Origin of the sequence: Leifsonia sp. 71-9 (assembly GCF_001898805.1) — a bacterium.
Lineage (GTDB): Bacteria > Actinomycetota > Actinomycetes > Actinomycetales > Microbacteriaceae > Leifsonia.
Genome location: NZ_MKVJ01000017.1, coordinates 280,615 through 293,204, shown reverse-complemented (window position 1 = coordinate 293,204; position 12,590 = coordinate 280,615). Strand labels below are relative to the sequence as shown.

12 protein-coding genes are annotated in these 12,590 nt (G+C 71.9%); 5 read left to right on the top strand and 7 right to left on the bottom strand.

Annotation, left to right across the window (positions count from 1 at the left end):
* Window positions 1–11: 11 nt before the first annotated feature.
* Window positions 12–1,040, bottom strand: coding sequence for a GTP-binding protein (locus BGO91_RS11130; RefSeq protein WP_290472829.1), 1,029 nt, complete (start codon window positions 1,038–1,040; stop codon window positions 12–14).
* 74 nt (window positions 1,041–1,114) lie between these two features.
* Here BGO91_RS11130 and ykgO point away from each other — a divergent pair, with 74 nt between their 5' ends.
* The 3 genes from ykgO (at window position 1,115) to BGO91_RS11115 (ending at window position 2,914) form a co-directional block, all read left to right on the top strand.
* Window positions 1,115–1,237 carry a type B 50S ribosomal protein L36 gene (gene ykgO / locus BGO91_RS11125; RefSeq protein WP_290472828.1) on the top strand — a complete coding sequence of 41 codons (123 nt, stop codon included), beginning with the start codon at window positions 1,115–1,117 and terminating at the stop codon, window positions 1,235–1,237.
* A gap of 98 nt (window positions 1,238–1,335) precedes the next feature.
* Window positions 1,336–2,373 carry a putative sulfate exporter family transporter gene (locus BGO91_RS11120; RefSeq protein ID WP_290472827.1) on the top strand — a complete coding sequence of 346 codons (1,038 nt, stop codon included), beginning with the start codon at window positions 1,336–1,338 and terminating at the stop codon, window positions 2,371–2,373.
* A gap of 52 nt (window positions 2,374–2,425) precedes the next feature.
* Complete coding sequence (locus BGO91_RS11115) at window positions 2,426–2,914, top strand: YajQ family cyclic di-GMP-binding protein (protein ID WP_290472826.1); 489 nt, start codon at window positions 2,426–2,428, stop codon at window positions 2,912–2,914.
* Here BGO91_RS11115 and BGO91_RS11110 read toward each other — a convergent pair.
* The 4 genes from BGO91_RS11110 to BGO91_RS11095 all read right to left on the bottom strand — a co-directional run bounded on the left by BGO91_RS11110 (window position 2,901) and on the right by BGO91_RS11095 (window position 7,790).
* Window positions 2,901–3,902: an alpha/beta hydrolase gene (locus tag BGO91_RS11110; RefSeq protein WP_290472825.1), complete on the bottom strand. Its 1,002-nt coding sequence runs from the start codon at window positions 3,900–3,902 to the stop codon at window positions 2,901–2,903. The genes BGO91_RS11115 and BGO91_RS11110 overlap by 14 nt on opposite strands.
* 142 nt (window positions 3,903–4,044) lie before the next feature.
* Window positions 4,045–5,427 carry an FAD-dependent oxidoreductase gene (locus BGO91_RS11105; protein WP_290472824.1) on the bottom strand — a complete coding sequence of 461 codons (1,383 nt, stop codon included), beginning with the start codon at window positions 5,425–5,427 and terminating at the stop codon, window positions 4,045–4,047.
* 18 nt (window positions 5,428–5,445) lie between these two features.
* The gene (locus BGO91_RS11100) at window positions 5,446–6,504 is read right to left on the bottom strand and encodes a polyprenyl synthetase family protein (protein WP_290472823.1); all 1,059 of its coding nucleotides are present in this window, start codon (window positions 6,502–6,504) and stop codon (window positions 5,446–5,448) included.
* A 20-nt stretch (window positions 6,505–6,524) separates the two neighbouring features.
* Window positions 6,525–7,790, bottom strand: a complete 1,266-nt coding sequence (locus BGO91_RS11095) for a demethylmenaquinone methyltransferase (protein ID WP_290472822.1) — start codon at window positions 7,788–7,790, stop codon at window positions 6,525–6,527.
* 133 nt (window positions 7,791–7,923) lie between these two features.
* Here BGO91_RS11095 and BGO91_RS11090 point away from each other — a divergent pair, with 133 nt between their 5' ends.
* Window positions 7,924–9,210 (top strand): isochorismate synthase MenF, encoded by a 1,287-nt coding sequence (locus BGO91_RS11090; protein ID WP_290472821.1) that lies wholly within the window; start codon window positions 7,924–7,926, stop codon window positions 9,208–9,210.
* Window positions 9,211–9,265: 55 nt separating this feature from the next.
* On the opposite strand, the gene BGO91_RS11085 is transcribed toward BGO91_RS11090, so the two are convergent.
* Complete coding sequence (locus tag BGO91_RS11085; RefSeq protein WP_290472820.1) at window positions 9,266–10,120, bottom strand: polyphosphate kinase 2 family protein; 855 nt, start codon at window positions 10,118–10,120, stop codon at window positions 9,266–9,268.
* Window positions 10,121–10,161: 41 nt separating this feature from the next.
* Entirely contained in the window at window positions 10,162–12,099 is a 1,938-nt protein-coding gene (locus BGO91_RS11080) for a hypothetical protein (protein ID WP_290472819.1), read from the bottom strand.
* Between the two features lie 92 nt (window positions 12,100–12,191).
* On the opposite strand from BGO91_RS11080, the gene BGO91_RS11075 reads away from it, so the two are divergent.
* The gene (locus tag BGO91_RS11075; RefSeq protein WP_290472818.1) at window positions 12,192–12,578 is read left to right on the top strand and encodes an SHOCT domain-containing protein; all 387 of its coding nucleotides are present in this window, start codon (window positions 12,192–12,194) and stop codon (window positions 12,576–12,578) included.
* The last annotated feature ends 12 nt before the right edge of the window (window positions 12,579–12,590 follow it).

Below are 12,590 nucleotides of genomic sequence, written 5' to 3'. Positions count from 1 at the left end.
CCCGTCGCCGGTCACCGGTCGCTGCCTCCGGGCACCAGCCAGTCCGGGAACGGGTCGGGATACGTGCGCCACGCAGCGACCCCGGCGAGCAGTTCGTCGTCGCTGAGCGCAACCTCGTCCAGGGCCGCCGTGAGCGCCGCGCGGTGGAGGCCGAGGCCTGCCACGAACAGGTCCTGGCCGACCGCCAGCAGTTCGTCCTCGTCGTCCGGCCGGACGGCGTCCGCGACGGGCACCAGGTCGAACATCCCGCCGACCTGCTCCCACTGCGCGACGACGCCGGGCCGGCTGGCGAGCCGGCAGAACCCGGCCGACCGCACGATCATCCCGAACTCGCCGGACGCGAACCGGTCGTCGAGCAGCAGGTGCAGTCGCCACGGGTGCAGCGGCCGCAGGTTCTCGTAGCGGAACGCCGACACGCCTCCGCCGACGGGGCGGATCGCGTCCCCGCTCAGCGCCCGGGTCCACCCGGCCCTCCCCTGCGCCGCTCCCATCACACCGGTGTCGAGAGGGACGGCGACGGGCGAATCCGCGTCCGCCGGGTGGAGGCGCGCGGAGGGTGCGATCACGCCCAGGAGGCCGAGGAGCGCGTCGCGCTGCGCGGCGGGCACGCGATCCGCGTTGGCGAGGACGATCGTGGTCGCGTGCTCCAGCTGGGTGACCGTCAGCCACGCTCGCGCCGTGTGCTCGACCTCCCCTCCGCCGACGGCCCGGGTGACGTACTCCTCGTCGGCGAGGTCGGCGGCCAGGTGCTCGGCGTCGACGACGCAGACGACGGCGAGCAGCCGGGTCGGAGCGAACGGGTCGGTGAGGGCGCCGATGAGGTCGATGACAGAGGTAGCGGCGGGGAACTCGACGACCGCGCCTCCCGACGGCGTCGTCCACGGCACGAGGTCCAGCGCCTCCTCGATCGGGTCGACCGCCGGCGCGAGCCGGGTCGCGGGGATGAAGGCGCGTCCGCTGCGCTCGGCGAGCCGTTTGGCGCAGCGCACGCGCTCGGGGGCGCGCGGGCCGACGACGGCGATCACGTCGATCTGTGGCACGGCTGGTCTCCTCATCCTCTCCCCCGTGGGTCGAGCGTATAGTTAACGATAACCATTCTCAATAGGAGGTCGCCATGAAGGTCCGCTCATCCCTCAAGTCGCTGAAGGACCAGCCCGGCGCGCAGGTCGTCCGGCGCCGCGGGAAAGTGTTCGTCATCAACAAGCTCAACCCGCGCTTCAAGGGCCGCCAGGGCTGACACCGTGGCGCCCGGCCGTCCGGTCACAACCGGCGGTTGCAGCGCCACAACCGCGCGTCGGTAGCCGAGGCGGGGCCGGCCGGGAGATGCTCGGTGGAATGAACATCTCCCCCGTGCGCACCCTCCCGGCCCGTCTCGTCACCCGCGGGGTCGACGTCGCACCCGGCGTGGGCATCACGGTGGTGATCGCCCTCGTCGCGACGGGCATCGCACGGCTCGTGCCGGCGCTGGGGAGCGCGCTCCCCGCGCTGCTGATCGGCGTCGTCGTGGCGGTCATCCGCAAGCCGACGGGACGGTTCGCGCCGGGCGTCGGCTACTCCGGCAAGTTCGTGCTGCAGCTGGCCGTGGTGCTGCTCGGCGTGCAGCTCTCCCTCTCCAGCATCCTCGTCGTCGGGGTGCAGTCCCTCCCGGTCATGCTGAGCTCGCTCGTCGTGTGCCTGCTCGCGGCGTGGCTGATCGGCCGCGCGCTGCGCATCCCGACCAGGGAGCGCACCCTGATCGGCGTCGGCACCGGCATCTGCGGCGCCTCCGCCATCGCCGCGGTCTCGCCCATCATCGGCGCGACCAGCGCCGAGATCGCCTACGCGGTCTCGACGATCTTCCTCTTCAACGCCATCGCGGTCGTCGTCTTCCCTTACCTGGGCCACGCGCTCGGGATGGACCCCCACACCTTCGGCCTGTTCGCCGGGACCGCGGTCAACGACACCAGCTCGGTCGTCGCGGCCGCGAGCCTCTTCGCGACCTCGGCGCTCGGATTCGCGGTGGTGGTCAAGCTCGTGCGGACGCTGATGATCATCCCGATCAGCATCGGGCTCGCCATCGCCGAGAACCGCCGGACGAGCGCGGGCGCGCCGATGACCGCCCGCCGCGCGCTGGGGCTGGTGCCGTGGTTCCTGGTCGGCTTCCTGCTGGTCGCCATCGCGAACACGTTCATTCCGATCCCCGCCGGCGTGCACGACGGGCTCGTGACCGCGAGCGTCTTCCTCGTCTCGGTCGCCCTCGCCGGCATCGGCCTCTCCACCGACCTCGCCGCCATCCGCCGCGCCGGCTGGCGACCCCTGCTGCTCGGCCTCACCCTGTCGACGCTCGTCGCCGGCACCAGCCTGTTCGTGATCTGGGTCACCGGGCAGCTCTAGCTCGTAGACTGGACGGGCTGGTCAGCAACTCTCGAAAGATCGGATGGTTATCGTGGCAGACTCCACGTTCGACGTCGTCAGCAAGGTCGACAAGATGGAGGCGGACAACGCCGTCAACCAGGCGCGCAAGGAGGTCGAGCAGCGCTACGACTTCAAGAACGTCGGCGCCTCGGTCGAGTGGAGCGGCGAGAAGATCCTGCTCAAGGCCAACACCGAGGAGCGCGTGAAGGCCGTCCTCGAGGTCGTCGAGTCCAAGATGATCAAGCGCGGCATCACCCTCAAGTCGCTCGACGCCGGCGACGCGTACGCCTCGGGCAAGGAGTTCCGGATCGAGATCGGGCTCAAGAACGGCATCGAGCAGGACGCCGCGAAGAAGATCTCCAAGCTCATCCGCGACGAGGCCCCGAAGTCGGTCAAGGCGCAGATCCAGGGCGACGAGCTCCGCGTCTCCTCGAAGAGCCGCGACGACCTGCAGGCCACGATGGCGCTGCTCAAGGGCGCCGACCTCGATGTCGCCCTCCAGTTCGTCAACTTCCGCTGACGTATCCCCGGATCCAGCGCTCCATCTCCGCGTAGGCGACGCCCCGCGGCTGCTCCCGCGACAGGAACACGTCGTGCAGGGCGCCGTCGATGCGTGAGACGGTGACGGTCGGCGCGAGTCCGAGCGCCCGCTTCGCGATGTCCTGCACGACGAGCACGATGTCGCTGCTCATCATCTCGGGCGTCCAGTACGGCAGCAGGGCCGACCGCGCCGACAGCAGCGTGAGCACCGGCACGTCCAGGGACAGGCCGGCCGCGACGCGGGCGTGACCGGCCAGGATCGCGGTCAGCCATGCCGGGTGGACGGTGAAGCCGCGCACCGGGCGCCAGGCCAGGTCGTAGTCCCACTCGCCGTCCATCGTCTTCGAGACGGAGCGCGTGTAGTAGCCGAGGTCGACGTTCGGCAGCGCCGCCTTGGGATCGAGCCGCGCGTGGAGGTCGATCAGCGGCGCGAGGGCGGCGCGTCCCGGACCGCCCGCCTGGAACTCCAGCCACGGGCTGTTGAGCACGAGCGCGTGCGCGCGCCCCGGGTGCCGGTTCGTCCACAGGCTGAGCGTCAGGCCGCCGGTCGAGTGGCCCAGCAGGATGAGCTTCCGGTGGGAGGTCGACCCCTCACCGTGCCCCAGCACCGTGAGCGCAGCCTCGATGTCCTCGTCGTAGGTCGCCAGGTCGTCCACGAATCCCGGAGTCTGCCCCTCCCGCAGACTGCGGCCGTACTTCCGCAGGTCGAGGGCGAAGAACCGCGCGCCGCGATCGTGCCAGAACTGCGCGAGCTCCTTCTGGAAGAAGTAGTCGGACCAGCCGTGCACGTAGAGCACGTCCGCCTCGGCGGCCGGGCGGTGCGGGCGCAGATCGGCGAGCCGCGGAGCGGGGACGTACCGCACCAGGGTCGCGACGACCTCGCCCTCGTTGTCAGGGCGGAGCGGGAGCGTGAGCTGCTCGAACGGCTCGCCGAGCACGTCCGGCTGCCAGTCGTGCTCTCGCGTCATCCCCCCAGCGTGCCAGGTCGCGCGACGGACCGGTACACCCGGCATGTGCGCGGTGCGACTGCGCCGTCCCGGGACGACTGCCCCCGGTCGCCGCGCCGCAGAAGTCCCGCGGCGCCGCAGTCGCTACCGCGGGCGCCGGTGCTCAGTCGTCCGAGGAGGCCGAGACCGACGTGCGATTGGAGACGCGCACCATCTCGTCGCGCGGCACGACCTTGATGCGGGCGCGTCCGCGCTCGGCGCCGAGGGCCTGCTCGTGCTCGTCGAGGTTGTGCCAGCCGTCGAGGTCGGTGTACTCCACACCTCGCTCGCGCAGGAGGTTATCCACGGATTCCTCGTCAGGGTCGGTGGGGGACCACCAATTGCCCTGATCGTTGATCACATGCTTGATCGTCTCCATCGCGTCCGACTTGGTGTGTCCGATGAGCCCGACGGGGCCGCGCTTGATCCACCCGGTGGCGTAGACGCCGTACATGCGCTCGTTGTCGTCGCCGCGCAGCACCTGGCCCTCGTGGTTCGGGATGACGCCGTGCTTCGCGTCGAAGGGGATCTCGGGCAGCGGGGAGCCGAAGTAGCCGACGGCGCGGTAGAGCGCCTGGATCTCGACCTCGCGGATCTCGCCGGTGCCGCGCACCCCGCCCTCGCCGTCGGGCTCAGTGCGCTCGTAGCGGATGGCGCGCACGCGGCCGTCCTCGTCCGAGAGCACTTCGAGCGGCTTGGCGTAGAAGTGCAGGTGCAGGCGACGGGAGGCCGCGCCCACCTCGCGCTGGCGCCACTGCTGCAGCACCCGGTCGATCACCATGACCTGCTTGTTGCTGGCGATGGCGTCCTTCGACTGCTCGTCGTAGTCGAAGTCCTCGTCGTAGACGATCATGTCGACGTCGCGCAGCTCGCCGAGCTCGCGCAGCTCCAGCGGGGTGAACTTCACCTGCGCCGGGCCGCGGCGCCCGAAGACGTGCACGTCGGTCACGGGCGAGTTCTGCAGGATCTCGTAGACGTTGTCCGGGATCTCGGTGGGCAGCAGGTCCTCGGCGTGCTTCGCGAGGATGCGCGACACGTCGAGCGCGACGTTGCCGTTGCCGATGACGGCGACGGACTCGGCTTCCAGCGGCCACGTGCGCGGCACGTCGGGGTGGCCGTCGAACCAGCTCACGAACTCGGCGGCCCCGTACGAGCCCTTCAGGTCGATGCCCGGGATGTCGAGGTCGGCGTCGCGGATGGCGCCGGTCGAGAAGATGACGGCGTTGTAGTGGCGCTTCAGGTCGTCCAGCGTGATGTCGGTGCCGAAGTTCACGTTGCCGAAGATGCGGATGTCGCCGCGGTCGAGCACATCCCGCAGCGCCGTGATGATGCCCTTGATGCGGGGGTGGTCAGGCGCGACGCCGTAGCGCACCAGGCCGTACGGCGCGGGCAGCTGCTCGAAGAGGTCGATGGACACGTCGAAGCCGCGTTCCGCTTTGAGCAGGATGTCCGCGGCGTAGATGCCGGCGGGCCCGGCGCCCACGATGGCCAGTCGGAGTTTGGTCATGCGTCGTATCCTTCGTGTTCAGCTGGAGCGTTCGACGATCGTGTCCGCGAACCGGACGAGCGCCTTCTTGACGGGACCGTCGGGCAGGGGGGCGAGCGCCTCGACGGCCTCGCGCGCCCACCGGTGGGCCTCCTCCAGGGTCTGGTGGGTGACCTCGTGCTCGCGCAGGGCCGCGATCGCGGCGGTCGCCTGCGGGGTGACGGGGCCTTCGTCGGCGGTGCCGATCACGTCGCGCTCGAGCCGCTCGAGCAGCTCGGCGGCGGAGGGGTCGGTCGCCGCGCGCTCGCGCAGGCGCAGCACGGGGAGGGTCGCGACGCCGGCGCGCAGGTCGTTGCCCGGGGTCTTGCCGGTCTCCTCGACGCCCTTGGCCGAGAGGTCGATCACGTCGTCGATGATCTGGAACGCGACGCCGATCTTCTCGCCGAACGTCACGACCGGCTGCTCGTAGCTCTCGTCCGCACCCGAGAAGACCACGCCCATCTGAGCGGCGACGGCGATCAGCGAGCCCGTCTTGTCCTCGAGCACCGTGAGGTAGTGGGCGATCGGGTCCTCGCCGTCGCGCGGCCCGATGGTCTCGTGCAGCTGGCCGAGGCAGAGCCGCTCGAACGTGTCCGCCTGCAGCTGGATGGCACGCTCGCCCAGGGCGGAGACGAGCTTGCTCGCACGGGCGAAGAGCAGGTCGCCGGTCAGCACCGCGACCGAGTTGCCCCAGACGAACTGCGCGCTCGGGACGCCGCGGCGCATCTGCGAGTCGTCCATGACGTCGTCGTGATAGAGCGACGCGAGGTGGGTGATCTCGACCGCCTGGGCGGCCTGCAGCACCTGGGGCGTGGTCCCCCGGCCGAGCTGCGCCGCGAGCAGGGTCAGCATCGGGCGCACGCGCTTGCCGCCGGCCTCGAGCAGGTAGCGGGCCGTGACGTCCGCGAGCTCGTCGGCGAACTGCATCTGGTCGCGCAGACCGTCCTCGATCTGCACCAGCCCGTCGTCGACGGCGGCCGCGAGGGCGCGATCCTCACCGCGGGAGAAGATCCGCTCGGTCAGGCCGACCTGGCTGGACACCGACGCAGGACGGCGCACTCCGGGAACACTTCGTGGCACTACTCCCCCTCAGATGGGATGGACGGTGTCGAGGACGTTCCGTCGGCTGCCGGCTTCGCCGGAGCAGGCTTCTTGGTGGCGGGCGTCGCCGCGGCGGCGGGCTTCGCGGTGGTCGCGGGCTTCGCGGCGCCGGCAGGCTTCGCGGTGGCCGCGGGCTTCGCGGCGCCGGCAGGCTTCGCGGTGGCGACAGGCTTCGCGGCGGTCGCGGGCTTCGCGGTGGTCGCGGGCTTCTTCGCAGCCGGAGCGGCCTTCTTTGCGGGCGCGGACGCGGACGCGGGCTTCGCGGCGGCAGCCCTGGCAGCGGCGGGCTTGGCGGCGTCGGCCGGCTTCGCGGCAGCGGGCTTGGCAGCAGCGGGCTTGGCAGCAGCGGGCTTGGCAGCAGCGGGCTTCGAAGTGGCAGTCGCCGGCTTCGCGGCGGCAGCTGGCTTCGCGGCGGCAGCTGGCTTCGCCGCCTCAGCGGCAGGCTTCTCCGGTGCAGCAGGCTTCCCCGCAGCAGCAGGCTTCTCCGCAGCAGCAGGCTTCTCCGCAGCCACCGGCTTCGCCGCCTTCGCGGGCGCCGCCTCCAGGGGCTTGCGGCCGCGGTGCAGGGCCACGATGCCGGCGGTCAGGTTGCGCCAGGCGACCGACTCGTAGCCGGCCTCGCGCAGCCATCCGGCGAGTTCCGGCTGGGCCGGCCACGCCTGGATGGAGTCCATGAGGTACTCGTAGGCGGCCGGATTCGAGCTCGCGAGCTTGGCGAGCACGGGCATGCCGTACTTGAGGTAGGCGCTGTATCCGGCGCGGATGAGCGCGACCGGGGGGTGGGAGAACTCGCAGATCACGACGCGGCCGCCGGGCTTGGTGACGCGGTAGAACTCGGCGAGCGCCGTGCGCGGGTCGACGATGTTGCGGAGGCCGAAGGAGATCGTGACGGCGTCGAACGAGTCGTCGTCGAAGGGCAGCTTCATCGCGTCGGCCTGCACGAAGGTGACGTAGGGGTTGTCGGCCTGGCGGCGGCGCCCGACCTCGATCATCCCCTCGGAGAAGTCCGCGGCGACGACGCTTGCGCCGTTGCGGGCGAGGGATGCGCTCGACGTGCCGGTCCCGGCCGCGACGTCGAGGATCCGTTCGCCGGCGCGCGGTCCGACGGCACGCGTCGTCGCCACACGCCAGAGGGATGCGTTGCCCACCGACAGGACCGTGTTGGTCCGGTCGTAGTGGGTCGACACCTCATCGAACATGGCGGCGACCTGGGCGGGCTTTTTGTCGAGGTCGGCCTTACTCACCCCACCAGCTTAGGCTGCGCCGTGATCCCGTGCATTCCCGGGGCGGGATGGACGGCGCCTGCGCGGCGAATGCGCGGTCAATGCGCAGGGGGCGCGCATCGGACGCCCAGCGTGCCGGGCGTAGTCTGTAGCGGTGACAGCACCAGCGACCACGCGACAGGCGACGGACGTGACGGCGCTCTCGGTCGAGACGACACCCCTCGACGACGTACGCCAGCTCATCCCCTACATCGATGCCCGCACCCCTCTCCTGTGGCTGCGGAAGGGCGAGGGGATCGCCGGCATCGGCGAGGCGCTCCGGCTCGAGTTCTCCGGCCCCGACCGCATCGCCGACGCCTCCGCCGCGTGGCGCGAGACCGTCGCCGCCGCGACGATCGCCGACTCCGTGCGCACTCCCGGCACCGGCCTGGTCGCCTTCGGCACCTTCGCGTTCGCGGACGAGAGCGCAGCGACCAGCACGCTGATCGTCCCCGAGATCATCCTCGGCCGCCGCGACGGCCGCAGCTGGATCACCCGCATCCGGCCGGTCGACGCGAACGGCGTGGACGCCACCGCGACCTCTGGCACCGCCGCCCTTCCGCCGCGGACCCCGCTCGGCGACGAGTACCGGCTGGCCCTCCTCCCCGGCACGCTCGGCAAGGACGGCTACCGCGCCGCGGTCTCCGCCGCCGTTGCGCGCATCCGGGAGCACGACCTCTCCAAGACCGTCCTCGCACGCGACCTCGCCGGGCACCTGCCGCTCGAGTCCGACCTCCGTCGCGCGCTCGTCGAGCTGGCCCTCGGCTACCCGGAGTGCTGGACGTTCGCCGTCGACGGTCTCGTCGGCTCCTCCCCCGAGACGCTGGTGCGGGTGCACCACGGCACCGTCACGGCGCGCGTCCTCGCCGGGACGATCTCGCGCGGGGCGGACGCGGTCGCCGACCACGACGCCGCGGTCACCCTGGCGAGCAGCACCAAGGACCAGGAGGAGCACCGGTTCGCGGTCGCCAGCGTGCTGGAGGCCCTGCGCCCGCACAGCGCCGACCTGGACGCCAGCGACCTCCCCTTCACCCTCAAGCTCCCGAACCTCTGGCACCTGGCGACCGACGTCGCAGGCACCCTCAGCGACGGCGCGAGCTCGCTCGATCTGGCCGACGCCCTCCACCCCACGGCGGCCGTCGCGGGCACCCCGCGGCAGGACGCCCTCGCGGTCATCCGCGAGCTCGAGCCCTTCGACCGCGGCCGCTACGCCGGGCCGGTCGGCTGGGTCGGCGGCGACGGCGACGGCGAGTGGGCGATCGCCCTCCGCTGCGCGCAGATCGCCCCCGACGGCGATCTGACCGCCTACGCGGGCGCGGGCATCGTCGCCGACTCCGATCCCGAGCGCGAGCTCGCCGAGACGACGATGAAGTTCCGCCCGATCGTGGAGGCCTTCGGCTGAGGCCGGGCCCCCGCCCGAGCCCGATCCCGATCCCCTGAGACCGGCGACGCGGGCCTCAGGTCGCCGCCAGCCGGTTGCGCTGCTCCTCCACGTCGTAGGAGGGCACGGGCCAGCCGAGCTCCATCCGCTCCAGGGCGTCGATCAGGAGGTGCTGCACGGCGATCCGGGCGTACCACTTGCGGTCGGCGGGCACCACGAACCAGGGCGCGATGTCGGTGGAGGTGCGTTCGAACACGAGCTGAAAGGCCTCCTGGTAGTCGTCCCACAGCATCCGCTCGTCGACGTCGTTGGTCGTGAACTTCCAGCGCTTGTCCTCGCGGTCGAGCCGGTCCGCGAGGCGCTTCTTCTGCTCGTCCTTGCCGAGGTGCAGCATGACCTTGACGATGGTCGTTCCGGTCTCGGTCAGCTCGCGCTCGAAGTCGTTGATCGCGCGGTACCGCCGCTCGATCTCGTCGGCCGGCGCGAGCTGTCGCACGCGGCCGATCAGCACGTCCTCGTAGTGGGAGCGGTCGAAGACGCCGACCTGCCCGGCGGCGGGCGCCGCCTTCTCGATGCGCCAGAGGAAGTCGTGCGCGAGCTCCTCCGGCGTCGGCTTCTTGAAACCCGTGTAGCGGACGCCGCCCGGGTTCATCGCACCGACGACGTGGGAGACGATGCCGCCCTTGCCCGCGGTGTCCATCGCCTGCAGCACGAGCAGGACCCGTCGCTGGTCGCCCTGGGTGCCCGCCGCGTAGAGCCGCTCCTGGAGGTCCGCGAGGATCCCGGCGCCCTCGGCGAGCGCCTTCTCGCCGTCGCGCTTGTCGCCGTCGAACGCGGGCTTGCCGCCCGGGTCGCGCTCCGACAGGCGGAAGCCGGGTCCGGCCCGCAACAGGTCGTCCGGGTCGGTGCTCCAGTAGCTCTCGCGTCCCATCCGCGTCCTCCTCGATCGGCGTGGGCTCCATCGTAGGGAGGTCAGCCCGGCTGCGCCATGACCGCGATGGAGCCGAAGGCCCGCGGCGGGTGCACCAGGACCACCGGCTGCGTCCCGCCGGGGAACAGCCGGGCGACCTCCGCAGGGTCGGCGCGGTCGTCGACGGTGATGTCGATCGTCTCGCGCCAGCGGCCGTCGGCCATGCGCTGCAGCGTCGCCTCCCAGGTGATGCCCGGCGTCCGCTTGGCCTGCACCCGCAGGTGGACCCCGACGGCACCGCGCCGCCCGAGCAGTGAGAGGAGGCCGCGGTAGACGGCGGCGCGACTGCGGTTCGAGAGCCAGGGGCCGAGCGCGGTCGCGAGGATGTCGGCGTTCCAGATCACCGTCGTCGCGAATCCTGAGCGCGACTGGTAGACGTCGACGGCGATGACCCCGGAGATGCGTCGCACCGTCTGCCGCAGGCTCTGCCGGGTGATCCCCTCCTCCACCGTGTTGCGCAGGTAGATCGGCACGGACGCGCGCGGCGGCAGGTCGCCGGCGCGCTGGGCGGCCCGGTCGTCCACGTGCTGTCCGGCACCGAGGAAGGGCGCCAGCTCGGCGAGGAAGGCGGCGACGCGTTCGTCCGGTGGCCGTGCCTCCACGATCCCGGCCGTGTCGGCGTAGGCGGTGGACTGGTGCAGCGCGCCGAGGCGGAACCCGACGGAGAGCGGGGGCGCCGCCTTCACTGTGAGCAGGCCGTCCGGACCGGCGTCGACGGCGTTCTCGCGACCGTCGATGCGCGGCACGATGTCGAGCACGTGCTCGAGCGCGAGCGTTCGGACGCCGGCAGGATGCGGGAAGCGCCCGAGAGGCGACCCTCCGACCACGAGATGGGTCACCGTGAAGCCGTCGGCCGCCGCGGCGAGCGCGATCTGGGCGGCGACCATCCCGCCGAGGCTGAAGCCGGTGAGCAGCACCGGTTCCCCTCGCGCGATCCCCGCTGCGCGCATGGTCGCGATCGCCGCGCGCGTGATCGTCGCCTGCCGCTCCGCGCCGATGACGAGGTCGGCGGTGAGGTCGTTCGGCGCCGCGCCCGCCCGCGGGTGCCACGACTTGGTGCTCGGGAGCTGCACGATCCAGTGCCGCAGGCCCATCGCGTCCGCGCGGTGGATCACGCGGATCACCGCGACGTCGGCACGGTCGTCGAGGTCGGGATCGCAGAGGTCGTCGATCTCGCGCTGGCTGAGGAAGACCTCCCGCAGCGACCGCACGGCGCGGCGTCGCATCGCGCCGGCGGCGAGCCCGGGCTGACCCAGAGGGTCGACGGGAGGCCCGAGACGCAGGCCGAGCCGCGCCGCCTCCGCCGCCGCCGTCGCCGCGTCTCCGAGCGACGCGGGCGGACGGTAGGGTTCGGGCGCCGCCGGGTCGGCCCACCACCGCAGGAAGTCGTGCAGCAGGGGGAAGGCGGCCGCGAGGAACTCGTCGTAGCCGAGCAGCCGGGCGTCGTGCCCGTCGCGCAGGAGGCCGCGCCGCCTCCCCAGGCCGACGACCTTCCGCAGCAGGTCGGGCAACCGGAACACGGCGACGTACGGCCGGGCGCGCCAGCGCGGGAGCGCGAGGCCCGCGACACTCACGCCGAGGGCGAGCGGCGCGAGCAGCCAGCCCGCCAGTCGGGCGATCCCATCGACCGTGCGAGGGACGAGGGAGAGATAGAGACCGCTCAGCGCGACGCGTCGGGCCCGGCGGCGCACGGGCGGAGGCGAGGGGAACGGGTACGGGATGCGGCGCGAGCGCTGCACGACGAACCAGACCCACGCCGCGGCCAGACCGATCAGGCGCACGACGAGCGCCACCACCGCTGCCGCGACCGCCAGTGCGAGCAGCACGACGCCGGACACGAGGGTCAGCGGGATGCCGACGACGAATCCGGCGATCAGCGCGATCCACCCGCCGGCCGAGCGCCCCCGCCAGAGGTGCGGTGGCGTCTGCGGCGGCGGCATGCGGTCAGCCTAACTCCGGCACTGCGCCCCGCCGCGTCTAGCCACCGACCGATCCGCCCGCTACGGTGAGCGCCACGGGATGGGAGTCACGGATGAACAATTTCTGGGATGTGCTCTGGCTGATCTTCTGGTCGTTCGCCTTCGTCGCCTATCTGTTCGTGCTGTTCGGGATCCTGGCGGACCTCTTCCGCGACCAGACGCTCAACGGCTGGTGGAAGGCGCTCTGGATCATCTTCCTGGTGTTCCTGCCCTGGCTCACCGCGCTGGTGTACCTGATCGCGCGCGGTCGCGGGATGGCCGAGCGCAATGCCGAGCGACGGCAGACCGTGCCGGAGGACGACGACTACGGCCTCCACCCGGTCGCCTCCTCCAGCCCGTCGAGCGACATCGCACAGGCGAAGGAGCTGCTCGACCGCGGTGTGATCAGCGCCAACGAGTTCGACGCGCTCAAGGCGAAGGCACTGGGCCAGCGCTTCTGAATCCCGGCATTG